This is a genomic window from Pseudoalteromonas qingdaonensis (assembly GCF_038739665.1).
Classification (GTDB): domain Bacteria; phylum Pseudomonadota; class Gammaproteobacteria; order Enterobacterales; family Alteromonadaceae; genus Pseudoalteromonas; species Pseudoalteromonas qingdaonensis.
The window spans coordinates 423,143-445,782 of the sequence record NZ_JBCGCU010000001.1 but is presented as its reverse complement, the minus strand read 5'-3'; the positions used below and the strand labels follow the sequence as shown (position 1 = coordinate 445,782).

Below are 22,640 nucleotides of genomic sequence, written 5' to 3'. Positions count from 1 at the left end.
GTGTCTGTAAGATCTGAGTTAGCTGTTTGACAATTAACTCCTAACCTTCCTGTAGGTCAGACTTTGCCGCCATGGATGGCGGTACTAGGGTAACGCAGGAGCAGTTACCTAGCAGTCTGACAGTCGACCCTTGCAAGGCTAAAGCCTCGCCTACAGGTGTCTGTGAGATCTGGGCTTACTGTCTGATAACAGAATAATACAGGAGCAATGGCGGATTAGGCCGACAAATAGACACCTTGTCGGGGCGTGACACCGACAAGGAATTAGCTTTACTGCACTTTAAAGGTCGATAGCAGAGCAAGCAGGTTTTGCAGTTTAAGCACGGCTTTTTTCAACAGGGCTTCGTCAAGTTCATTTGCCTCGCTTAGCGCTTCGATATCGGCTGCCACATCAAGAACATAGGGCTTAAAACGCTTGGCGGCGAAGGAAAAGCCAGCCTCTTCATTAAACAAAGCTTGGAATTTACCATGGCCGTCTTTTTGCAGTTGATCTAACTTTTGATCCGCGTCGAGCGCCTGACGATAGGCGAGTTTAAGGTTGTCGTTTAGTTTTTCAATAATCGAGTTCATAGGTAGTTAAAGCTTTAGGGCACTTGGCCGATATGGTACGTGGATCCGGTTAAAAAGTCAGGTAAGGGTTATGAATATATCGGCTAGCACACTCCCTGCTATGGCCTCTGGTGGCGAAGGCGCCGAGGTTTATAGTGCGGCGCTATCGAAAAAGCAGCAAGAATTGGAAGGTCAGGCGGCATTGGCTTTGATTGAGTCCGCCGCCAGTGTCACACAGGGGGCGCAAAGCGGCGCTGCTGCGGTGACTCCCACTTTGGGAAATCATATCAATATCACGGTCTAGTATTTAAGAACCCGCATAATGCGGGTTTTTTAGGGCTCTAGATGAAGATCTATCGGTGTTTTGCTGTGCTCGCCACCAATCTCTCTTACCAGCTTGGGCACTAAAAAGCCGGGCAGGGCACTGAGCATTTGCGCCATCAGCGCTTTGGCTTCGGCATCGGTGACTTCAAAATGGGCGGCGCCTTGCACCTTGTCGAGCTGATGCAGGTAATAAGGAAGAATACCGGCCTCGAATAAGCGTTCGCTGAGCGTAACCTGCGCCTCGATATTGTCATTCACTTCTTTTAGCAGCACCGCCTGATTTAACTGGGTCACGCCAGCGGCTTTAAGTTGGGCACAAGCCTTAGCAAAATGCTCGTCTATTTCATTGCCGTGATTAATATGGTGCACAAACACCACCTGCAAGCGGGTGTTGGCGAATATCTCACACAGCGCTTCTGTGATGCGGGCGGGAATGGTCACAGGCAAACGGGAGTGAATGCGCAGGCGCTTAATATTGGGCAAGGCCTCTAATTGCGCGACAAACCAGGCGATATGCTCGTCCTTGGCCATCAATGGGTCGCCGCCGCTGAGGATAACTTCATTCACTTCATCGTGGGCTGCAATATACGCCAGCTTTTCCTCTAAAGCAGCGCGGTTGAGCTGATTATCTGCGTAGGGAAAATAACGACGAAAACAATAGCGGCAATTTATGGCGCAGGCAGATTTAAATACTAAAAGTACTCGCGAGCGATATTTATGCAGTAAACCGGGTTGTGTATTGTCCTGCTCTTCAAGTGGATCTGTGCTGTAGCCAGAGGCTTGATTAAACTCTTGTCGGCGCGGTAAAACCTGTAATAACAAGGGGTCACGGGGATCGCCCTTTTGCATTTTGGCAATAAAAGGGCGTGGCACACGCAGGTTAAACAGGTTTCTTGCCTCATTGTCGGGAAGAAATTCCTCTAGGGGTAATTCGAGTAATGAAAGCAGCTCTTCTGGGCGAGTAACCACCTCGGCCAATTCTTTTTGCCAGTTTTTATGCAAATTTACTTCGATTCTTTGTATCATTGACAGGTTAATTACTCGAGAAATTGTATTAGAGGACAAGATGGCGAATTATAGCACCAACGAGTTCAAGGGTGGTCTTAAATTTATGATGGACGGCGAGCCTTGCAGCATCCTTGAAAATGAGGTTGTTAAGCCTGGTAAAGGTCAAGCGTTTAACCGTGTAAAGGTACGTAAGCTGATCTCTGGTAAGGTTTTAGAAAAAACCTTTAAATCAGGTGAGACGGTTGAAGGGGCCGATGTAATGGATACCGATCTGGCGTATCTGTACACCGATGGTGAATTCTGGCACTTCATGAACAACGACACCTTTGAGCAGATCGCCGCAGACGAAAAAGCGGTTGGCGACAACGTGAAATGGTTAGTTGAAAACGACTCATGCACCATCACCCTATGGAACGGTAACCCGATTGCAGTGACTCCGCCTAACTTTGTTGAGCTGGAAGTAACGGAAACGGATCCAGGCCTAAAAGGTGACACAGCCGGTACCGGTGGCAAGCCTGCAACTCTGAGCACAGGTGCAGTAGTTCGCGTTCCTTTGTTCATCCAAATCGGTGAAGTGATCAAGGTTGATACGCGCTCTGGCGAATACGTAAGCCGTGTAAAATAAGCGCTTTTAGCGTTAAAATCCCTTAGGGAAGTGAATATCCCAGCCCGAATTCCGCGCTGGGATTTTTTGTTGTTGCGATTCAGTTAGAGGAAAGAATAAATGAGTAAAATAGACGCTTTATGGCAGCCCAGTGCAAGTATTGAAACGCTGAGGCAGCGCGCCGCTATTTTACGTGCCATTCGCGAATTCTTTTTTGAGCGTCAGGTGATGGAAGTGGACACTCCCTCTTTATCCCAGGCGAGCGTAACTGATGAGCATCTACAAGGATTTGCCACCGAATTTGTCGGCCAAGGTTATGCCCAAGGTTTACCTCTATATCTGCAAACCTCGCCAGAATTTGCTATGAAGCGTTTATTGGCGGCGGGTAGCGGTGCCATCTATCAAATTTGTAAGGCGTTTCGTAACGAAGAAAATGGTCGCTATCATAACCCCGAATTTACCATGCTGGAGTGGTATCGCCCTGGGTTTGATGAACATGATTTGATGGATGAAATAGACGAGTTGATGCAGTTGGTGGTGGGCACCGAGCGTGCCGAGCGCATTAGTTATCAGCAGGCGTTTCTTCAAATGCTGGCCATTGATCCTTTGACCATTACCCTGGAAGAGCTAAAACAGGTCGCCACGGCACAAGGCTTTGGAAACATTGCCGCTACCGAGCGCGATGCAGATACTTTACTGCAGTTACTTTTCTGCATGGTGATTGAGCCGCAAATAGGGCAAGATCGCCCCTGTTTTGTGTATCACTTTCCTGCCTCGCAGGCGGCATTGGCACGCTTGAATGAGCAAGACCCGCGCGTTGCCGGTCGCTTCGAGCTGTATTATCAGAACCTAGAGCTAGCCAACGGCTTTAATGAATTAACCGATGCCAGCGAACAGCGACAGCGTTTTGAAAAAGATAATCAAAAACGCCTGGAGCGAGGTTTGCAGCAAGTGGATATGGATGAGCATCTGCTGGGTGCATTAGAAGCTGGCTTACCCGCGTGCGCTGGTGTGGCATTAGGAATAGATCGCCTGGTTATGCTGGCATGTAAAAAGCAGCATATCAAGGAAGTGTTAAGTTTTGATGTGGAAAGAGCTTAGTGCACGCACAGGCCAGTGCGCAGGGATCTAAAAAACATCTGTAAGGTATTAATTGTCAGGCTCTCGGCAATTGCTCCTGCCTTGCGCTTTTGTCAGGCTAAAGCCTGACCTACAGGAAGGTTAGGGATTAATTGTCGAACAGCTAGCTCAGATCTTACAGACATCTGTAGGCGAGGCTTTAGCCTTGCAAGGGCGGAAAGGCTAACAGCTTGTCAGACTGCTAGGTAACTGCGCTTTTGTCAGCTGACCTACAGGAAGGTTAGGGATTAATTGTCGAACAGCTAGCTCAGATGTCACAGACACCTGCAGGCGAGGCTTTAGCCTTGCAAGAGGTTGAGTGTTCGATTGTCAGACTGCTAGGTAACTGCGCTTTTGTCAGCTGACCTACAGGAAGGTTAGGGATTAATTGTCGAACAGCTAGCTCAGATCTCACAGACATCTGTAGGCGAGGCTTTAGCCTTGCAAGGGCGGAAAGGCTAACAGCTTGTCAGACTGCTAGGTAACTGCGCTTTTGTCAGCTGACCTACAGGAAGGTTAGGGATTAATTGTCGAACAGCTAGCTCAGATCTTACAGACATCTGTAGGCGAGGCTTTAGCCTTGCAAAGAAACTATCTGCTTATAAATAGACCGAATCCCAATATGGATAATCTTGGATACGACTGACAATCCCCTTACGAATTGGGTTAGCAACAATATATCGGGCAATACCCAACCGATGCTCTTCGCTTCTTAGGGCGTGATCGTAAAACCCTCTTTGCCATATCCTTCCACCTTTGCCCAAATTTTGGTTTATTTGCTTGGCGGTAAATCCCTTCAAATGTTGTACGCAGGAGCTTAAATCATGCTTTTGAAGCATGAGAAGTCCATGGAAGTGGTCAGGCATTAATACCCAAGTTAGCCATCGACAACACGCAGTCTGCTCATGGTAAGCGATGCTGGAACAAAACAATTGTGCAAGTTGCGGACATAGAAAAAGAGGAGTACGCCGAGCGCAACAAAATGTAATGAAGTATTCTTGCTGAGGTTGCGAGAAGCGACCTTTTTGTAATGCATGATAAGACATATTCATTTCCTTTGAACATGATTGCTCTAATCATTGTAGTTGCTTTGTCAGATTCCCGGCAATTGCTTCAGCCTTGCGCTTTTGTCAGGCTAAAGCCTGACCTACAGGAAGGTTAGGGATTAATTGTCGAACAGCTAGCTCAGATCTTACAGACACCTGTAGGCGAGGCTTTAGCCTTGCAAGAGGTTGATTGTTCGATTGTCAGACTGCTAGGTAACTGCGCTTTTGTCAGCTGACCTACAGGAAGGTTAGGGATTAATTGTCGAACAGCTAGCTCAGATCTCACAGACACCTGTAGGCGAGGCTTTAGCCTTGCAAGATTGTTCGATTGTCAGACTGCTAGGTAACTGCTCTATTGTCAGACTGCTAGGTAACTGCTCCTGCGTTACCCTAGTACCGCCATCCATGGCGGCAAAGTCTGACCTACAGGAAGGTTAGGGATTAATTGTCGAACAGCTAGCTCAGATCTTACAGACATCTGTAGGCGAGGCTTTAGCCTTGCAAAGATATAGAAATTTTTAAAAATGAAATTCTGGGAAGAAAATATGGGGCGACTGACGAGACTTGAACTCGCGACAACCGGAATCACAATCCAGGGCTCTACCAACTGAGCTACAGCCGCCATAAAGAAGTTACACACCTCTCGATGTGTGGCGCGCATAATACCTAGTTTAATTGACGTTGTGAAGAGTAAATTAGCGAGTTTTTTCCGTTTGCTGTAATTTTAATCGTTAAAGGCGCTTAACTTAGTAAAAAATAGGCAAAAAGCGTCACTTGCTTTTATTATTAGATGGGCCGCGACAATGTTAGGTTGCGGTTTGTACAAAAGTTGGGATAATTACGGATTAGGTACAGCGAAAATCTTTAATTTCATCGCTGTATCAAACAAAAAGCGGATAATAGGAGCGCTAATGGAAACTGTAACTAACTGGATCTCTGAAAACTCAGATCTACTAATACACTATGCGGTACAATTTGTACTTGCACTCGTTGTTTTCTTTGTTGGTTTACGCATTGCTAAATGGTGTAACAACTTAACTCAAAAGGCATTTGCAAAGCGTAATGTTGATAAAGCCGTCGGTTCATTCTGTGGCAGCATTATTTACGCCTTAGTGTTAGTTGGTACTATCCTGATGGCCTTGTCTCAGGTTGGTATTGAAACAACATCCTTTATTGCTATTTTAGGTGCTGCAGGTTTAGCGGTTGGTTTAGCGCTGCAAGGCTCGCTATCAAACTTCGCTTCCGGCGTGCTAATTATCATCCTTCGTCCTTTCAAATCAGGTGACTACATTGAAGCTGGCGGTAAAGCGGGTTCGGTACGCAAGATTGAAATCTTCTCAACCGAGCTGAACACGCCAGATAACAAAATCATCATTATGCCTAACTCGGCCATTATGTCTGGCCCTATCGTGAATTATTCTCGCGAACAGACTCGTCGAATCGATTTGGTAATTGGTGTAAGCTACGACGCGGATCTGAAAAAAGCGAAAAGCGTATTAAAGTCGGTACTTGATGCTGAAAGCCGCATTTTGAAAGACCCAGCCTACACAGTGGCAGTGAGTGAGTTAGCCGACTCAAGTGTTAACTTTGTGGTTCGTCCTTGGGTTAACAAAGCAGACTATTGGCCAACCTATTTCGATCTAATGGAAAACATTAAGATCCAACTAGACGCAAACGACGTTGGTATTCCATACCCGCAAATGGATGTGCACTTACATAAAACTGGCGAATAATCAGGGGAATATCGCTAACATGAAATTGAAGTACTTATCTCTATTAGTTGCAGCCTGTGCTGCAACTAATGTTGTTGCAGAAGAGAAAAAAACCTGGGAAGCAAACGCAGAACTAGGTGCCATTATTACCAGTGGTAACACCGAAACAACTACATTCAAAGGCGCACTTACCGTTAAACACAACTTAGAAAAGTGGAATAACGAGTACAAACTAAGCGGCATCTACAAAGAAGATGAAGTTGAGCAGGACGATGGCAGCAAAATTACCGAGCGTACCAATGAAAAATACTTTGGTTCTGCTCAAGGTAACTACAAGTTAAACGAAGATAATGCGCACTTATTTATCTATGCCTCGTACCTGAGTGATTACTTTGGTGCTTATCGTGAAGAAGCTGTGATTTCTGGCGGTTATGGTCTGCGCCTGATTGATAACGAAACCATGGTATTAAATGCCGAGTTTGGTCCGGGTTATAAGTATTTTAGATACCCGGATGACAGCACCGAAGTTGATGAAAATGGTCAATCTCTTGCCGACGAATGGGAAGGTGAAGTGATCGCGCTAGCTAAAGCAGATTACACTTGGCAGATCTCCGAAGGCGCTAAGTTTACTCAGCTGCTGGCGGTAGAATATGGTGATACCAACACCAAAACCCGCTCTGAGACGGCCTTATTAACTAAAATCAACGGCTCGTTACAAATGAAGGTTGGTTTCAATGTTACTCACAACTCAGATGTTGCTGATGACAAAGACAATACCGACACAGAAACGGCATTGACCTTAGTTTATAACTTCTAAGTTTACATAAAACCCACATTAAAATTGCCTCTTATGCATTTTTTTTGTGGGTTTTGTCATGTATGATATGGCAAATTTTTAAGAGTCAAACATGCAGGGAAAAATGTTTAAGACCTACCTCGGCGCCTTTTCTGCCATTTTTATACTGTTTTATACAACAATAACTCAAGCACTTACGCCTTCTCCAGCGCAAATCGAGCAGTTTAAAAAACTACCTCGCGCGCAACAAGAAGCCTTAGCTCGGCAATATGGCGTTGACTTAAATGCGATTACAGGTAGCTCTGCTAATAACAATGCGGCTAGCCAACAAACAGCTAAAACTATTGGTGAGCGTGACCCTTATGCCGAAGGTAGTGATACGGACGGTGCCAATAAGTTTAAACCCAAATTATCGCCTTTGATGCCATTTGGCTATGACATCTTCGCCGGTGAACCGACCAGCTTTATGCCGAGCGAAAGCGCCCCAGTCCCTGATGACTACATAGTACGCCCCGGCGACCAAGTACAAATTTCCCTGTATGGTAAAGAGTCGGCAACTATAGACGCTAGCATCGACCGCTCAGGCCGTTTAAGCATTCCTAAACTGGCTCCGGTTCATGTAGCTGGCATGACCTTCAAAGAATTAAAAGCCCTGGTGAGCGAAAAAGTTAGCAACGAAATGATCGGTGTAAAAGCTTTCGTCTCACTTGGTCAACTGCGCAGTATTCGTGTATTGGTGGTAGGTGAAGCCTATAAACCTGGTAGTTATACCTTGTCTTCACTTAGCACAGTTACACATGCCTTATTTGCCAGCGGTGGTGTGAGCAATATTGCATCTTTGCGTAATATTGAAATTAAGCGCGGCGGCAAGGTTGTTAGTCGTTTTGATTTGTATGATCTGCTTATTAAAGGCGATAGCAGCAAGGATATCATCCTTAAACCTGGTGATGTGGTGTTTATCCCCCCTGTAGGTGCTCAGGTTAGTGTTACAGGTGCGGTAAAGCGCCCTGCTATTTTCGAGCTGAAAAAAGGTGAAAGTACGGCTGATTTACTAGCTATGGCGGGCGGTTTAAAAGCCAATGCCTACAGTGAAAAAGTGACGGTAGAGCGCGCAGGTAAGGGCGACTATAAACAAGTTTTATCTTTCGATTTCTCCAAAGGTAACTCGGGTTACATCCCTCAAGATGGGGATGTGATACAGATTGATGAAAGTAGCTCAGCTTATAATAACGCTGTAACCTTGATAGGGGCTGTTACCCGTCCGGGTGATTACTCCTGGCATAAGGGTAAGCGAGTTGCTGATATGGTTGAGTCGGTGCGTGGCGCCCTGCTGCCGCAGGCCGATTTAACTTACGCGTTGCTACTGCGCGAAGTGGATGTATACGGCAATATCGAGGTGCATCAGTTTAATTTAGCTGAGGCAATTGCCGGCAACAGTGCACATAACTTGTCGCTACAACCGCGCGATAAGGTAATTGTATTTAGCCGCTTTGAGTCTAAAACCGCAGAGCAAAACGCCCTAAAACAGCTGGCGCTTACCGAAGCTGAGCAAAAACTACAACAAAAAGTAAAACTATGGCACCTGTTTGAGCAACGCCAGTTTGAAAAGCACGTTGGTGCGCCTCGCCAGAGCGCTAATCTTGAGGAAGAAGTTGCTAGCGATAGTCTTAGTCGAGTAATTGTCGAGAAACAAGACGGTTACAAGGGAGATTACGCCACCTTTAGCCGTAAGCAACTGTTAGCTCAGGTTGTCAATCAGTTGCAAATACAAGCCGGCGCTGGAGAGCGCATTAAGCTGGTTGAAGCAAACGGCAATGTGCGCTTCCCTGGTGTTTATCCTCTCGCGAAGAATATGACTATTGCCGAATTGGTTATCGCCAGTGGTGGCTTAACCGAGTCTGCTTATTTAGAGCAAGCAGAAATTACTCGTTCTGAGAGCGGTACAAACACTGATGTGCAGCATATTACTTTTAATTTGCAGGATGCCCTTAAAGGCAATGGCGAGCAAACGCCATTACTGCAAAGTAAAGATAGCCTTAACGTGCTTACCGTTCCTAACTGGCAGGAAAATATCAAGGTCACCCTGCGTGGTGAGGTAACCTTCCCAGGCCAATATACTATTCGCCGTGGTGAAACCATCAATGATGTGATTCAGCGTGCCGGTGGATTTTCAAGCTATGCGGCAATTAATGCGGCTGTGTTTACACGCCAGTCGATAAAAGCTCAGGAGCAGAAACACTTACAGCGCCTAACTAATGAATTGCGTAAAGATCTGGCTTCAAAAAGCTTCGAACAATCAATTAGTAGCAATAACCTTTCCTATGATGAAATGAGCCGGTTGATTGCTGATTTGTCGGCAATGCCAACAATCGGTCGTTTGGTTATTGATCTAGAGGAAATTTTGGCCGATGAGCAAGAGTTAGTACTACAAAACGGCGATGCCCTATATATACCTTCTAAGCGTGACTCGGTAAGTGTTATTGGTGAGGTTAACTATGCAACTTCTCACCTTTACAGTAATAAGACTGACTTAGAGGCATATATTCGCCTCAGCGGTGGCACTAAGGCGCGCGCCGATGAAGAACGTATCTATGTTATTAAAGCCGATGGCTCGGTATATGTGCCACAAAACAAAGGCTGGTTTGCCGTAAACACAGGGCATCAAATTGAGCCAGGTGATACCATAGTGGTGCCTTTAGATACTGCGCATATGGATAACCTAACGCTATGGAGCACCGCTACGCAGATCTTCTATCAGATCGGTGTGGGTGTTGCGGCTATTAGCGGTATTTAAGGAATAGCACTTAATGAATAACCAAAATATCCAGATGCAACAAACCACTTTTGCAGATGATGAGATCGACTTAAAAGAGCTGTTCTTGGCACTATGGCAAGGCAAGTGGATCATCATAGGCACAACTATAATCGCGGCTGTTATCTCAGTAGTGTATGCATTGAGCCTACCTAACATTTACAAAAGCGAGGCGCTGCTAGCGCCTGCTGAAGATGGTCAAAGTGGTGGATTATCGGCTTTAGCAGGTCAGTTTGGTGGTTTGGCCTCTCTTGCTGGTGTAAATCTAGGTGGCGGTAGTGCAGACAAAACTACTATTGCCCTAGAGCTTCTAAAAAGTCGCTCTTTTATTGGTGAGTTTGTGCAAAAGCATGACTTGAAACCTCTCATTATGGCTGCGAATGGGTGGGACCAAGCTAACAATAAGGTTTTATATGATCCTGAAATTTACGATAAAGAGAAGTCTATTTGGGTGCGTGAAACCAAGACGTCAAAACAATCGGAGCCTAGCTTATTAGAGGTGCATGATAGGATCATTAAAGAGTTTTTGACCGTTACTAAAAAGAAAGAAACTGGTTTAATAACCATTGGAATGAAGCACTACTCCCCTGTTGTTGCTAAGGAATTGACAGACAAGCTTATAGAGCAAATTAACAGTACTATGCGCACAAATGCCATAAATGATGCGGAAAAAAGTATCGGCTATCTTACTAGAGCTCTAAATGAAACAACCTTGGCTGATATGCAGAAAGTGTTTTATCAGTTAATTGAGCAACAAGAGCAAGCGAAAATGTTGGCAAGTGTACGAGAAGAGTTCGCTTTGAAAGTTATCGATCCAGCAGTTATAGCTGAAGAAAAAAGTGAACCTAAAAGAGGTGTGATATGTGTATTATCAGTACTTTTAGGACTTATTATCTCAGCGATGTTTATTTTGATTAGAAGCCAATTCATAAAGAGTAAAAAATAATGGATTTACAAAATAGTAAAATTGCAGTTTTAGGTTTAGGTTATGTAGGACTACCATTAGCTGTAGAGTTTAGTAAAAAATACGCTGTCTTGGGCTTTGACATCAATAAAAAAAGAGTATTGGAGCTTAAATCTGGTACTGACTCAACTCTAGAGGTAGATGATAATGAATTAGCTTCAGCAGAAAGTTTGGTATTCTCTTCAAATATAGATGATCTAAAAGAGTGTAACGTATTTATCGTTACAGTGCCTACACCTATTGATGATTACAAACAACCAGATTTAACACCGCTTGTTAAAGCAAGTGAAATGCTTGGTAAAATTATTAAACAAGGTGATATTATCATTTATGAGTCAACTGTTTATCCTGGTGCTACTGAAGAAGACTGTATACCAGTAGTTGAACGTGTATCTGGTCTTACTTTCAATAGAGACTTTTTTGCGGGCTATTCGCCTGAGCGTATCAATCCTGGTGATAAAGAACACCGTGTAACTAATATATTAAAAGTAACTTCAGGCTCAACGCCTGAGGTAGCCGATTTTATTGATAGCTTATACTCATCAATCATTACTGCTGGTACCCATAAGGCATCAAGTATAAAAGTGGCTGAAGCTGCTAAAGTGATTGAAAATACACAACGAGATGTAAACATTGCGCTTATCAACGAGCTATCAATCATTTTCAACAAGCTTGGTATTGATACTTTAGAAGTGCTAGAAGCAGCTGGTACTAAATGGAATTTTCTACCATTCCGTCCCGGCCTAGTAGGCGGACACTGTATCGGCGTTGATCCATATTACTTGACGCACAAGGCGCAAGCAGTGGGTTACCACCCAGAGATGATTCTTGCAGGCAGACGCTTGAATGATGGTATGGGTCAGCATGTTGTATCGCAATTAGTTAAGCGTATGGTTAAAGAGCGTATTCATGTAGAAGGCGCAAACGTCCTAGTTATGGGACTTACGTTTAAAGAAAACTGCCCAGATCTTAGAAATACCAAGGTAGTGGACATTGTTGAAGAGTTAAATGAATACAATATCAATGTTGATATCGTTGATCCTTGGTGCTCGAACGAAGAGTCCATGCATGAATATGGCTTGGAAGTCAAAAAGCAAGCTGAGAAAGCAAAGTATGACGCTGTCATTTTGGCCGTTGGTCACAATGAGTTTAAAGAGCTTGGTACTGATGCTATTCGTTCTTTTGGAAAAGAAAAGCACGTGCTTTACGATCTTAAGTATGTGTTAGATAAAGCAAGCGTTGACATGCGCCTTTAATCTGTATTTACACTAACTTTAGGTTTTAAAATATGAATCGTTTTGCACAGATTTGTGACCAATTGAAAAATGAACCCAAATCATGGCTTGTTACAGGTGTAGCTGGTTTTATCGGTTCGAACTTATTAGAGACTTTATTAAAGCTCGATCAAAAAGTTGTTGGCTTGGATAATTTTGCGACAGGCCATCAACATAATCTTGATGAAGTTCAGTCTCTGGTATCACAAGAGCAATGGAGCCGCTTTCAGTTTGTTGAAGGTGATATACGTGATTTCGATACGTGCCAAAAGGCTGTACAAGGGGTGGACTATGTGCTGCATCAAGCTGCTCTTGGCTCAGTTCCCCGTTCAATCGAAGACCCAATCACTTCAAATGCTGCAAATGTGGCTGGTTTTTTAAATATGTTACATGCGGCAAAGGAAGAGAATGTTGTCAGCTTTACTTATGCGGCTAGTAGCTCTACATATGGTGACCACCCTGCATTACCCAAGGTAGAGGAAAATATAGGTAACCCGCTTTCGCCTTATGCCGTGACGAAGTATGTAAATGAGTTATATGCAAACGTATATGCAAAAACTTATGGATTTAAAGCAATAGGGCTACGTTATTTTAATGTTTTTGGTAAGCGCCAAGATCCAAATGGCGCTTACGCAGCGGTAATACCTAAATGGACTGCCGCAATGATTCAGGGCGAAGATGTATTTATTAATGGTGATGGGGAAACAAGCCGCGACTTCTGTTATATAGAAAATACAGTTCAGATGAATATTTTAGCTGCAATTGCTCCTGAAGAAGCTAAGAATGAAGTTTATAACGTTGCAGTTGGCGACAGAACAACTTTGAATGATTTATATCAAGCAATAAAAAATGCGTTAGCTGAAAGTGGTATAAAAGTAGAAAATGAAGTTGTATATAAAGACTTTCGGGCGGGGGATGTGAGGCATTCTCAAGCTGATATAAGTAAAGCTAAAAAAAGACTTGGGTATGAGCCAATGTTTAGGGTTGGGAAGGGAGTTGAAGTAGCTATGCCGTGGTATAAGTTTTTTCTGAGTAAATGATGCCGGTTTTAATAAGCTTTTTTCAGAGGGGGGTACTCTTTATTGGAGTGGCTCTTTTCAGCTTTACTATAGCATCGATACTCCCGCCGGAGGACTCGAGCCTTTTATTTTCTTTAAATGGTTTAATGGTTACGGCATGTCTATTTGCTCGATTCGGAATGGAGAAGTCTTTACTGAAAGCTGTTGCTACTAAACCTGATTTAAAATACAAAATGCTTTGTTGGTGCATTATAAAAAGTAGTGGGAGGCTAATATTTATTTCTACTATAGTAGCTGTGTGGTATTTTACTTCTACAGATTTCACATTGACATGGAACCTGTTGCTTTTTTTTCCAATAGCTCTGATTTTCAATGCGAATTTATTATACTCATCGGTTTTAAAGGGGGAAGGGAAACACGTTCTATCTTCTTTTTTCGAAAATACTAGCTATTTTTCTTTATCTCTAATCTTTGTTTTTCTGTTTTTTTATTTTAAAGGTGTTATTGAGATTGCAGATATTATTTTTTCTCATTTTATTTCCAGTCTTTTTATTTCCAGCTTATATATTTTTAAGTTTTTTAGGCTTTATAGAAACGATATGCAAAGTTTTGGAGAATTACACAACCCTGTTTTTGGTAGGATATCAGTAATAGGGAACTTGAATAAGTTCATACCAATCTTGATTTTGAGTATGTATGTGGATCTGAGTTCGGTTTCAACATTTAAGGTTTCTGAACAGCTTGCCTTTAGTTCTGGTTTTATACTCTTGGTAGTTAATGCGGTGTATTCGTCAGCTTTCGTAAAACTTAGCAATAGTGGAGATACTGTTGGTCTATTTTCATCCTTTAAAAAGGCGATGCTTTTTTCTGTGTTGACTGGTGCCGCTAGCGTAATATTAATATTTTCATTTTCTGATTTTTTATTTAGCTATACTAATATAAAGCAGGGCTCTTATGAGATTTGTTTTTTAATATTATTATTGGCTGCTTTTATTAATTTGGCGGCAGGGCCTGTTTTTACATTTCTTACAATGACTGGTCTGGAAAAAAGTGTCGAGAAAATTATGCTCTTAAGTGTAATTGTTTCTTTTGTTTTACTGCCAGTCTCATATTTTTATCAGAGCGTAGAGATTGTTTCATTTATAGTGCTTGTAGCCTCGGTAATACAAAATGCAGGCGCGTTGATAGTTGTTAAAAAAAGGTGGGAAGATGCTCAAAGGCTTAATAATTAAGAGTGCACCAAGAAGTTTCCATGAATGGAACCATTTTAGAAATCATAAAGAAGGGTATGAAAAGTGGAAAAATCAAAATTTTTTGTTTATTCATGTTCCTAAGGGGGCCGGTACGAGTATTAATCACGCCTTAGGTATGCCAGATTTAGGTCATTACACATATATGGAATTATGTGCAAAAAGTTGCGATTTCCAAGAAAAAGACCTTATATTCGCAGTGCATAGAGATCCCCTTCAAAGAATAATATCAACCTACAATTACGCATGTAAAAAAGAGAAAGAAAAGGGCTATAGCTCGCTGAGCTCTATCATTAGTACTGATGGAATTAATGGTTTTGTTCAAAAAAAACTACCTTCCCTAGTGGCTAATAACGATTATTTTTTTAAATCAACCTGTAAAATGCTTGAAGGCAGTCCTTCTTCGAGAACATACCTAATTAACTTCGAGCTACTGAGTGATGGTTTTGCTTTGATTAAGAAGAATCTATTGTGGAAAGCTGGTGAATTGAGAAAAGTGAATACTTCAAAGGGGGCTTTTAGCTCTATCAGTGAGGAAAGTGTCCAGGTGATTAGAGAGTTGTATGCGGATGATTTTGAATTGTCTAAAAATCTAGCCGGTTATAGCTTAAGAGTATTTGATGAAGTCAAATCAGGCGCTATATCTTGAATAAAAGATTTTTTTGCTACGCGGGATTTCTAACGTTCTCGCTACTTTTTTTTGTATTGATAATCATTTCTGCTTCTATGCTTAATGATTTGATTTTGTTCACCTGTTACTCTGTTTTGCTGGTTTATATTAATCCGGCTAAAGATGCGCTTTCGCCTATAAACTGGTTTGTTCCTTTTAACTGGGTTTATAGTGTGACCTACCCTGTTTATCTTTGGTTTTTTGGGCTTGAAGATGAATATAGCTACAATTTAGTGCTGTGCAGTTTTTTGGCTGCATTTTCATTTGGCCTGGCTACGCTTGACTTTAAAGCGGAGGGGTACTTAAAAATACCTTGTAAGCATGGGCAGTTTTTCCCCGCGTCCAGAATTGCGGTGTTTTTTTTCTCCGTTCCTGTTTTGGTTTCTCTTTTATACGCAATTCAATTAGGTATTGGTAGTAAAAGAGAGTTCATAGATATGAGTAGAGTGAACCCAGTCTTAGGGCTTGTGGCTTTTGTTTACCCTCTAACTTTCTGTTACACATACTTTTTTCTAGGTGCGTCAAGTAAGTTTTCCCGTTTAAATCTAGGCTTTTTATTTTTCTTTGTGCTTACTCTATTTTGTTTTGTTTTTGCTGTGACAGGTGAAAGAGATAATATATTTAGAATTTTACTAATAGTTTTTTTGGTTTTGTTTTCATTTTTCCGTCAATATAAAAAATACTACCTTTTCCTCGGATTGTTTTTGGTTTTGTTTCTGCTCCCAGTTACACAACTTTTTAAAGGTTTTTTAGTAACGGGTATTGATCTTTCGTCAGTTAACCAGCTTGCTATGAGGGAGGTTCTTTTTGGGGAGTTTTCCTCAAGCTCCAGAAATATACATACGCTGTATACATATGGCTGGGAGTATCAATATGGCTATGGAATTATAAGTGATATACTTCGCTCAATTCCTGTCATTGGTAGGTCTTTTGAATCTTCAACTTATTGGTACAACAGTACTTACAGGGTTGAGAATGGGATTGGAGGAACTTCTGGCTGGGGTTTCTCTTTAATTGGGCAGGGCCTTGTAAACTTTGGTTTAATCGGTGTATTTTTTATTTTCTTTCTTGTTGGAATTATCACGCGTTATTTTAGACAAAAATCTTTAATTAGTAGAGCTTATTTGGCTTTATACTTATACTTTCTTACTATGGTCATATATTCCATTCGAGCTGATTTGTCAAATGTTATTTCTCAGGGGGTAAAGAATGGCTTCATCTCTCTGGGGTTGTTGATGGTTATCAGTTGGTTTCTTTCTAAGAAAAATAGAGGAGTGTCATGATGAGTGGTAAGTATTTATTTAAGATTTTCTCTTTTGTTTTGTTATTATTCTCTTTCTTTTTTCGCTTTACCCCTGTTTTTTTTAGGAATTTTCTATGGCAGCTGAGCTCTCCATTTGAAGGTTACTTAGCCCTTTCTTTAAGATATTTGATTCTTAGGTCTTTCTTATGGAGTAAGTGTGGTGATAATATATTTATCGGGAAGAATGTAGTTATAAAGAATTTTGATGGTTTAAGTTTAGGTAGTAATATAAGTATACATGCGAATAGCTATATCGATGCGGCTGGCGGGGTGTATATTGGAGATGAAGTTTCGATGGCACATAATAGCTCAATTGTATCTTTTGAGCACACTTGGGGTGATATATACACGCCTATAAAGTATAACCCTACTAAGCTAAAGGGGGTTTATATTGGAAGTGATGTGTGGATTGGTTGTGGCGTTAGAGTACTAGCTGGAAGTCAAATTAAAGAGCGAACAGTCATTGCGGCAGGGGCTGTGGTCAGGGGGCCGCTGGTTGCCAATGGTGTCTATGCGGGAGTGCCGGCCAAAAAGGTAAAAGATATACTATGAAAACAATTTTTATTCATGATCATGTTTTTGCGGAGTTTAATGGCAGGTTTTTTAGTGAAGGTAAGCTTACAGATTACACCTGGTCTAGATATTTAAAGTTCACCGAAGAGCTTCTTGTTGTTGGCCGGAGAAGGTTATTAAAGAACGCAGAACAGTCGTTAAAACTGAACGAAACTTTGTCTCCGAATGTTAGTTTTTCGCTAATAAACTCTATATCTCTTATCGATAGAGCTAATGCCAAAAAAATTGATAGATTTTTAGAGCCGCTAATTGAAGAATGTGATGTTGTTATTTGTCGTCTTCCTAGCTTTTTGGGTACTCGGGCATTTAAAATTGCACAAAAAAATAACAAAAAAACATTATGCGAAGTTGTAGGCTGTCCCTACGATGCTCTGAAGACTCATGGAAGTTTTCTTGGGAAGTTAGCTGCGCCAATAGTTGCAAAACAACTTAAAGCTATTATGAGACAAACTCAAGCGGCAATCTATGTCACTGCGGAATATTTGCAATCAAAATATCCAACCGATGGTAGTTGGATAAACGCTTCAAACGTCGAGCTTAAAGAACATTTTATTCGGGCTTCCGTATCAGATGTACCGACGGTTGTGAAGTTTATAGGCTCTTTAGATGCTTCGTACAAAGGTTTGAATGATTTAATAGATGCGCTTTCTATTCTGAATGATAAAGGTTTCGACTTGAAGCTACATGTACTTGGTTCAGGGTCAAGGCAAGAGTATCAAAAGCGGGTTACTGAATATGGGCTCCAAGATAAAGTTCATTTTTTTGACCCAATTCCCGGTGGTGAAGCAGTACTTAAATGGTTGGCTGGCGGGGATCTTTATGTACAATCAAGCCATACAGAGGGGCTACCACGAGCTTTAATTGAGGCTATGTCTGTGGGGTTGCCATGTGTTGGCACAAAAGTGGGAGGCATCCCAGAGCTCTTATCTCCAGAGGCTCTTTGTGAAGCTAAGGCTCCCTCTCAACTAGCAAAATCTATAGAAAGGGTTTTGATTGATAGTGATTTTAGAGAATTGCAAATTGAAGCTAACCAGCGAAAAGCAAGTGATTATCTTTATGATATTTTGCAGTCTAAGCGTTTGAAATTTATTGAGACTATTTATCGGCAATGAAAATTATAGTTATTGGAACTTACCCTCCCTCGTTAATCAACTTTAGGGGGGCTTTACTTGCACGATTAGCACAGAAGCACGACGTGATAGCATTAGCAAACGGTGCTAGTCAAGTGATACAGGACGAGCTGAATGCGCTAGGCGTCAAGTACATTGACTACCCGGTTAGTCGGAGTGGTTTTAATCCTTTTAAAGATATTATAACGCTGCATACATACCGAAAGTTGTTTGCTGTAGAAAACCCTGATCTTGTTTTAAGTTATACAATTAAGCCGATTGTTTGGGGGGGGATTGCGGCGCGACTCTGTGGTGTTAAAGGCTTTATAGCGATGGTAACGGGACTAGGGTATGCCTTTCAAAAAGGTGGATTACTAAAGAAAGGTTTAGTTTCATTGGTGACTAATTTGTACAAAGTTGCCCTAAAAAGCGCAAATGCAGTTATTTTTCAAAATCCAGATAATTTGAAAGTGTTTGTCGATGAAAGTATCGTACCGAAAAAAAAGTGCTTCTTGGTCAATGGGTCAGGTGTGAATTTAGAGAAGTTTACTCCTGCACCATTACCGGTCTCGAACAGCTTTTTATTAATAGCCAGACTCTTGGGTGACAAAGGTATTCGAGAGTATTACCATGCCGCTAAACTAGTCAGGCAGTTATATCCCCAAGCGATCTTCAACCTTGTGGGGCCTACAGACCCCTCACCTGATGGAATTCAATTCGCTGAAGTCGAAAAATGGGTGTCGGAAGGAGTTATTCAATATCACGGTTCAACAGATGATGTAAGACCATTTATTGAAAGCTCTCGATTCTTTGTCTTGCCTTCATATCATGAGGGGTTACCACGCACTGTACTTGAAGCCATGGCTATGAGTAGACCGATTTTAACTACCAATGTACCGGGCTGTCGTGAAACGGTCATCAATGGTGAAAATGGTTGGATGGTAGATAAAGAAGATGCGGAGCAATTAGCTGAAAAAATGATTTGGATGATTGAGCATCCGAAAAAAGTTGATGAAATGGCAAAAGCAAGTTTAGCTCTGGTTCGCGAAAAGTTTGATGTCCACAAAGTAAATGAAGAAATTTTGAAGATTATGGAAATAAGCTAATGAAACGAGTGTTTGATATTGTAGTCAGTGTATTTCTATTATTTCTATTATTTCCGGTTGTTTTACTTACTTCATTAGTTATTAGAATAAAGCTAGGATCACCAGTCTTATTTAGTCAAGATAGACCTGGTTTAAATGGCCAACCTTTTAAAATGCTTAAGTTTAGAACTATGTTAGATGCCAAGGATAGCAATGGTAACTTACTACCCGATGAGCAGCGTATGACAAAGTTTGGTTCATTTCTTCGTTCTACCAGCTTGGATGAGTTGCCCGGCTTACTGAATGTGTTAAAAGGTGATATGAGCTTGGTTGGACCTCGTCCGTTATTAGTCGAATATTTGCCACTTTACAGTGAAGAGCAGTCTCGGCGGCATAATGTACGGCCAGGAATAACAGGCTGGGCTCAGGTCAATGGCCGCAACGCAATCAGTTGGGAAGATAAGTTCAAGTTAGACGTTTGGTATGTTGAAAATCAGAGCTTTCTTTTAGACCTTAAAATACTGTTGCTTACGGTTAAGAAAGTATTTGTTAAAGAGGGTATCTCAGCTGACGATCATGTAACAATGCCTGCATTCAAAGGAAGTAAAAATGAAAAGAAATAACATAGTTATCTTGTCAGCTGGTAGGCGAGTTGAGTTGGTTAAGGCTTTTCAGCATGCCGCAAATGAACTCAATTTAGATACACTGGTGATCGGAGCAGACATGTGCCCAGAGCTTTCTTCTGCGTGCTATGTTGCAGATGAAAGTGTTGCAGTGCCTCGTGTTTCAAGTGAACACTATGTGGCTTCACTTCTGAAACTTTGCCAGGAAAAAGGCGTTGGTTTAGTTGTACCAACGATAGACACGGAGCTGAAAATACTAAGTGAGGTTAGAGAAGCGTTTTTAGAAATCGGAACTCACATAATTATTTCAGATCCTGAGTTAATAGCTTCTTGTCGAGATAAGCGCTTAACTGGTGAGTTCTTTGAAACATTAGGTATCACTTACCCCACGGTATATTCACGAGAAAATGTGCCAGTGCCCAGCTTTTGTAAACCTTACGACGGTAGTTGCAGTAAAGGTGCCGTAGCGATATATAAGAAAACAGACCTCACAGATGATTTGCTTAATGATGACAAAAATATGTTTATGGAGTTGGTTCCTAAATCATACTGTGAAGTTACCGTCGATGGATATTATACAAATGATGGGCTCCTGAAGTGCCTGGTCCCAAGAGAGCGATTAGAAGTTAGAGGTGGGGAAGTAAGTAAAGGGAAAACAATTAAAAGTCATTTATATGATTATTTGATCGAGCGGCTTTCCCATATCAAAGGTGCCCGGGGCTGCATTACTTTCCAAGTGTTTTATAACAAGCAAACGTCTGATATCAAAGGGCTTGAAATTAACCCAAGGTTTGGGGGGGGCTTCCCATTAACAAATGCGGTAAGGGGAGAGTATCCAAAGTGGTTAATGCAAGAGTATTTACTGGATAAAGAAATTACATTTTTTGATGATTGGGATGTTGGTGCAATTATGCTTCGTTATGACGCCATGGTTATAACTCATGAGAATTGATAGCAATACTGTAGTTGTGTTTGATTTGGATGACACTCTATATAATGAAGTTGATTTTCAAGTGGATGCATTTTTCCATATAGCAGACACAGTTAATAGATTGTTTAATATCGAAATAGATAAAAAAGAAGTGATGGATGAGATAGCCAATAAGCGAGATGTTATAGGCTATTTTTGTCATTACCTTCCCAAATCAACATCAATCAGAGATACCCTGCTTTGGCTATACCGTAATCATCAACCTGACATTAAGTTGAGTCAAACAAATAAGTTATTACTAGGAAGACTAGAAGAAACTTCTGCGGGTATTGAAATTCTTACAGATGGACGTTCTTTTACCCAAAGAGCTAAATTGAAATCTTTGGGTTTGGAGCGTTTCGGGTGCTTGATATCTGAAGAATGGGGGGGCTCAAAACCTAATAAAGCAAGATATCAGGCTGTGGAAGATAAGTATCAAGCTAGTGCTTATTTTTACATTGGTGATAATCCCGAGAAGGACTTTATAGCTCCTAATGCAATGGGATGGCATACCGTGGGTTTAAAAGATAACGGACGTAATATTCACGTTCAAAAAGTCGGGAACGAACCTATTTCTCAACCCCACTTGTGGATTGATTCATTAAGTGAACTAACGGATTTTATTGAATGTTAAATACCAAATTTTCCCCTTGGCCTAGTTTTACTCAAGAAGAAGCTGGTGCTGTAAGTCGAGTTCTGTTGTCAAATAAGGTTAACTACTGGACAGGGAATGAATGTCGCGACTTTGAAAAGGAATACGCGGCATGGGCAGGCACAAAATATGCGATTGCACTAGCCAATGGTACCCTGGCCTTGGATGTTGCGTTAAAAGCCTTAGGTGTAGGCCAAGGTGATGAAGTGATCACTACTCCGCGCACTTTCTTGGCTTCTGCATCGAGTATTGTCACTGCAGGGGCAGCCCCAGTATTTGCTGATGTTGATTTAAACAGCCAAGCAATTACAGCCGAATCGATAGAAAAAGTCCTAACTCCTAGCACTAAAGCGGTCATTGTTGTTCATTTAGCGGGTATGCCAGCAGAAATGGACGCAATTATGGCATTGAGTGAGAAGCATGGATTCTATGTGATCGAAGACTGTGCTCAGGCCCATGGTGCTAAGTATAAAGGCAAATCGGTTGGTAGCATTGGTCATATCGGTGCCTGGAGTTTTTGTCAGGACAAGATTATGACCACGGGCGGTGAAGGCGGCATGGTTACTACCAATAGTGAAGAATTGTGGCAAAAGATGTGGAGCTACAAGGATCATGGTAAAAGCTTTGATGCTATTTACAAACGTGAGCACCCGCCAGGTTTTAGATGGTTGCATGAGAGCTTTGGTACCAACTGGCGCATGACAGAAATGCAGGCAGTCATAGGGCGAATTCAGCTGAAGCGTATGCCTGAATGGACAGCTAAGCGCCAGCAATACGGTGTGATGATCGATCAGGTAGCAAAGCAATTTAATTGTGTCCGTATTGTTGATGTTCCCGAATATAGTGAACATGCCGAGTACAAGCATTATTTGTTTGTTAAACCTGAAAACCTAAAAATTGATTGGTCACGCGATAGGATAGTCGAAGATATTATGGAGCAGGGGGTTCCTTGTATGCAGGGTAGTTGTTCAGAGGTTTACTTAGAGAAGGCCTTTGATAACACGCCTTGGCGCCCGGAAAAGCGCTTAACCAATGCTCAGTTGCTTGGTGATACTTCGTTAATGTTTTTAGTCCACCCAACCTTAACAGAGGACGAAATGGAATTAACGACTAAAGCAATAGCTGCAACTCTCGAAAAAGCACAGGCCTAAATTAATCGGGGTTACAATTTTAAGTAAT

22 protein-coding genes and 1 tRNA gene are annotated in these 22,640 nt (G+C 41.9%); 19 read left to right on the top strand and 4 right to left on the bottom strand.

What is annotated here, in order from left to right:
• Window positions 1–269: 269 nt before the first annotated feature.
• Window positions 270–569: a prephenate dehydrogenase gene (locus WCN91_RS02045; RefSeq protein WP_342675774.1), complete on the bottom strand. Its 300-nt coding sequence runs from the start codon at window positions 567–569 to the stop codon at window positions 270–272.
• A 70-nt stretch (window positions 570–639) separates the two neighbouring features.
• Between WCN91_RS02045 and WCN91_RS02040 the strand changes: the two genes are divergently transcribed.
• On the top strand, window positions 640–852 hold the full coding sequence (locus tag WCN91_RS02040; RefSeq protein ID WP_342675772.1) for a hypothetical protein: 213 nt from the start codon (window positions 640–642) through the stop codon (window positions 850–852).
• Between the two features lie 29 nt (window positions 853–881).
• Here WCN91_RS02040 and epmB read toward each other — a convergent pair whose 3' ends face one another.
• Entirely contained in the window at window positions 882–1,898 is a 1,017-nt protein-coding gene (gene epmB / locus WCN91_RS02035) for an EF-P beta-lysylation protein EpmB (protein ID WP_342675770.1), read from the bottom strand.
• Between the two features lie 40 nt (window positions 1,899–1,938).
• Between epmB and efp the strand changes: the two genes are divergently transcribed.
• Both efp and epmA read left to right on the top strand, forming a co-directional pair.
• Complete coding sequence (gene efp / locus WCN91_RS02030; protein WP_342675768.1) at window positions 1,939–2,505, top strand: elongation factor P; 567 nt, start codon at window positions 1,939–1,941, stop codon at window positions 2,503–2,505.
• Window positions 2,506–2,604: 99 nt separating this feature from the next.
• Window positions 2,605–3,585, top strand: a complete 981-nt coding sequence (gene epmA / locus WCN91_RS02025) for an elongation factor P--(R)-beta-lysine ligase (RefSeq protein ID WP_342675766.1) — start codon at window positions 2,605–2,607, stop codon at window positions 3,583–3,585.
• 617 nt (window positions 3,586–4,202) lie between these two features.
• On the opposite strand, the gene WCN91_RS02020 is transcribed toward epmA, so the two are convergent.
• Both WCN91_RS02020 and WCN91_RS02015 read right to left on the bottom strand, forming a co-directional pair.
• Window positions 4,203–4,649, bottom strand: a complete 447-nt coding sequence (locus WCN91_RS02020; RefSeq protein WP_342675764.1) for an REP-associated tyrosine transposase — start codon at window positions 4,647–4,649, stop codon at window positions 4,203–4,205.
• A 546-nt stretch (window positions 4,650–5,195) separates the two neighbouring features.
• A tRNA-His gene (locus WCN91_RS02015) sits at window positions 5,196–5,271 on the bottom strand.
• Window positions 5,272–5,560: 289 nt separating this feature from the next.
• Between WCN91_RS02015 and WCN91_RS02010 the strand changes: the two genes are divergently transcribed.
• From WCN91_RS02010 to WCN91_RS01935, 16 genes are all read left to right on the top strand, one after another.
• Window positions 5,561–6,382, top strand: coding sequence for a mechanosensitive ion channel domain-containing protein (locus WCN91_RS02010; protein WP_342675762.1), 822 nt, complete (start codon window positions 5,561–5,563; stop codon window positions 6,380–6,382).
• Window positions 6,383–6,401: 19 nt separating this feature from the next.
• Window positions 6,402–7,178, top strand: coding sequence for a DUF481 domain-containing protein (locus tag WCN91_RS02005; RefSeq protein ID WP_342675760.1), 777 nt, complete (start codon window positions 6,402–6,404; stop codon window positions 7,176–7,178).
• Between the two features lie 103 nt (window positions 7,179–7,281).
• Window positions 7,282–9,951, top strand: a complete 2,670-nt coding sequence (locus WCN91_RS02000) for an SLBB domain-containing protein (RefSeq protein ID WP_342675758.1) — start codon at window positions 7,282–7,284, stop codon at window positions 9,949–9,951.
• A 13-nt stretch (window positions 9,952–9,964) separates the two neighbouring features.
• Window positions 9,965–10,915: a Wzz/FepE/Etk N-terminal domain-containing protein gene (locus WCN91_RS01995; RefSeq protein WP_342675756.1), complete on the top strand. Its 951-nt coding sequence runs from the start codon at window positions 9,965–9,967 to the stop codon at window positions 10,913–10,915.
• Window positions 10,915–12,189: a Vi polysaccharide biosynthesis UDP-N-acetylglucosamine C-6 dehydrogenase TviB gene (gene tviB / locus WCN91_RS01990; RefSeq protein WP_342675754.1), complete on the top strand. Its 1,275-nt coding sequence runs from the start codon at window positions 10,915–10,917 to the stop codon at window positions 12,187–12,189. Before WCN91_RS01995 ends, tviB begins: the two co-directional genes overlap by 1 nt.
• A gap of 32 nt (window positions 12,190–12,221) precedes the next feature.
• On the top strand, window positions 12,222–13,247 hold the full coding sequence (locus WCN91_RS01985; RefSeq protein WP_342675752.1) for an SDR family oxidoreductase: 1,026 nt from the start codon (window positions 12,222–12,224) through the stop codon (window positions 13,245–13,247).
• 158 nt (window positions 13,248–13,405) lie between these two features.
• Window positions 13,406–14,458 carry an MATE family efflux transporter gene (locus WCN91_RS01980; protein WP_342675750.1) on the top strand — a complete coding sequence of 351 codons (1,053 nt, stop codon included), beginning with the start codon at window positions 13,406–13,408 and terminating at the stop codon, window positions 14,456–14,458.
• A complete protein-coding gene (locus tag WCN91_RS01975) occupies window positions 14,436–15,125 on the top strand; it encodes a hypothetical protein (protein ID WP_342675748.1) in 690 nt (229 codons plus the stop codon). The genes WCN91_RS01980 and WCN91_RS01975 overlap by 23 nt, the downstream gene beginning before the upstream one ends.
• Window positions 15,122–16,429 (top strand): O-antigen polymerase, encoded by a 1,308-nt coding sequence (locus WCN91_RS01970; protein ID WP_342675746.1) that lies wholly within the window; start codon window positions 15,122–15,124, stop codon window positions 16,427–16,429. Before WCN91_RS01975 ends, WCN91_RS01970 begins: the two co-directional genes overlap by 4 nt.
• Window positions 16,426–17,001, top strand: a complete 576-nt coding sequence (locus WCN91_RS01965) for an acyltransferase (protein ID WP_342675744.1) — start codon at window positions 16,426–16,428, stop codon at window positions 16,999–17,001. Before WCN91_RS01970 ends, WCN91_RS01965 begins: the two co-directional genes overlap by 4 nt.
• The gene (locus WCN91_RS01960) at window positions 16,998–18,134 is read left to right on the top strand and encodes a glycosyltransferase (protein WP_342675742.1); all 1,137 of its coding nucleotides are present in this window, start codon (window positions 16,998–17,000) and stop codon (window positions 18,132–18,134) included. The genes WCN91_RS01965 and WCN91_RS01960 overlap by 4 nt, the downstream gene beginning before the upstream one ends.
• Complete coding sequence (locus WCN91_RS01955) at window positions 18,131–19,237, top strand: glycosyltransferase family 4 protein (protein WP_342675740.1); 1,107 nt, start codon at window positions 18,131–18,133, stop codon at window positions 19,235–19,237. The genes WCN91_RS01960 and WCN91_RS01955 overlap by 4 nt, the downstream gene beginning before the upstream one ends.
• Entirely contained in the window at window positions 19,237–19,839 is a 603-nt protein-coding gene (locus tag WCN91_RS01950; RefSeq protein ID WP_342675739.1) for a sugar transferase, read from the top strand. The genes WCN91_RS01955 and WCN91_RS01950 overlap by 1 nt, the downstream gene beginning before the upstream one ends.
• A complete protein-coding gene (locus WCN91_RS01945) occupies window positions 19,826–20,791 on the top strand; it encodes an ATP-grasp domain-containing protein (RefSeq protein WP_342675737.1) in 966 nt (321 codons plus the stop codon). The genes WCN91_RS01950 and WCN91_RS01945 overlap by 14 nt, the downstream gene beginning before the upstream one ends.
• The gene (locus tag WCN91_RS01940; protein WP_342675735.1) at window positions 20,781–21,443 is read left to right on the top strand and encodes an HAD family hydrolase; all 663 of its coding nucleotides are present in this window, start codon (window positions 20,781–20,783) and stop codon (window positions 21,441–21,443) included. Before WCN91_RS01945 ends, WCN91_RS01940 begins: the two co-directional genes overlap by 11 nt.
• Complete coding sequence (locus tag WCN91_RS01935; RefSeq protein ID WP_342675733.1) at window positions 21,437–22,612, top strand: DegT/DnrJ/EryC1/StrS family aminotransferase; 1,176 nt, start codon at window positions 21,437–21,439, stop codon at window positions 22,610–22,612. The genes WCN91_RS01940 and WCN91_RS01935 overlap by 7 nt, the downstream gene beginning before the upstream one ends.
• The last annotated feature ends 28 nt before the right edge of the window (window positions 22,613–22,640 follow it).

Excerpts from the sequence above, each read along its gene's own strand:
- WCN91_RS02045 (WP_342675774.1), bottom strand. The coding sequence starts at position 569 with ATGAACTCGATTATTGAAAAACTAAACGACAACCTTAAACTCGCCTAT.
- WCN91_RS02040 (WP_342675772.1), top strand. The coding sequence starts at position 640 with ATGAATATATCGGCTAGCACACTCCCTGCTATGGCCTCTGGTGGCGAA.
- epmB (WP_342675770.1), bottom strand. The coding sequence starts at position 1,898 with ATGATACAAAGAATCGAAGTAAATTTGCATAAAAACTGGCAAAAAGAA.
- efp (WP_342675768.1), top strand. The coding sequence starts at position 1,939 with ATGGCGAATTATAGCACCAACGAGTTCAAGGGTGGTCTTAAATTTATG.
- epmA (WP_342675766.1), top strand. The coding sequence starts at position 2,605 with ATGAGTAAAATAGACGCTTTATGGCAGCCCAGTGCAAGTATTGAAACG.
- WCN91_RS02020 (WP_342675764.1), bottom strand. The coding sequence starts at position 4,649 with ATGTCTTATCATGCATTACAAAAAGGTCGCTTCTCGCAACCTCAGCAA.
- WCN91_RS02010 (WP_342675762.1), top strand. The coding sequence starts at position 5,561 with ATGGAAACTGTAACTAACTGGATCTCTGAAAACTCAGATCTACTAATA.
- WCN91_RS02005 (WP_342675760.1), top strand. The coding sequence starts at position 6,402 with ATGAAATTGAAGTACTTATCTCTATTAGTTGCAGCCTGTGCTGCAACT.
- WCN91_RS02000 (WP_342675758.1), top strand. The coding sequence starts at position 7,282 with ATGTTTAAGACCTACCTCGGCGCCTTTTCTGCCATTTTTATACTGTTT.
- WCN91_RS01995 (WP_342675756.1), top strand. The coding sequence starts at position 9,965 with ATGAATAACCAAAATATCCAGATGCAACAAACCACTTTTGCAGATGAT.
- tviB (WP_342675754.1), top strand. The coding sequence starts at position 10,915 with ATGGATTTACAAAATAGTAAAATTGCAGTTTTAGGTTTAGGTTATGTA.
- WCN91_RS01985 (WP_342675752.1), top strand. The coding sequence starts at position 12,222 with ATGAATCGTTTTGCACAGATTTGTGACCAATTGAAAAATGAACCCAAA.
- WCN91_RS01980 (WP_342675750.1), top strand. The coding sequence starts at position 13,406 with ATGGAGAAGTCTTTACTGAAAGCTGTTGCTACTAAACCTGATTTAAAA.
- WCN91_RS01975 (WP_342675748.1), top strand. The coding sequence starts at position 14,436 with ATGCTCAAAGGCTTAATAATTAAGAGTGCACCAAGAAGTTTCCATGAA.
- WCN91_RS01965 (WP_342675744.1), top strand. The coding sequence starts at position 16,426 with ATGATGAGTGGTAAGTATTTATTTAAGATTTTCTCTTTTGTTTTGTTA.
- WCN91_RS01960 (WP_342675742.1), top strand. The coding sequence starts at position 16,998 with ATGAAAACAATTTTTATTCATGATCATGTTTTTGCGGAGTTTAATGGC.
- WCN91_RS01955 (WP_342675740.1), top strand. The coding sequence starts at position 18,131 with ATGAAAATTATAGTTATTGGAACTTACCCTCCCTCGTTAATCAACTTT.
- WCN91_RS01950 (WP_342675739.1), top strand. The coding sequence starts at position 19,237 with ATGAAACGAGTGTTTGATATTGTAGTCAGTGTATTTCTATTATTTCTA.
- WCN91_RS01945 (WP_342675737.1), top strand. The coding sequence starts at position 19,826 with ATGAAAAGAAATAACATAGTTATCTTGTCAGCTGGTAGGCGAGTTGAG.
- WCN91_RS01940 (WP_342675735.1), top strand. The coding sequence starts at position 20,781 with ATGAGAATTGATAGCAATACTGTAGTTGTGTTTGATTTGGATGACACT.
- WCN91_RS01935 (WP_342675733.1), top strand. The coding sequence starts at position 21,437 with ATGTTAAATACCAAATTTTCCCCTTGGCCTAGTTTTACTCAAGAAGAA.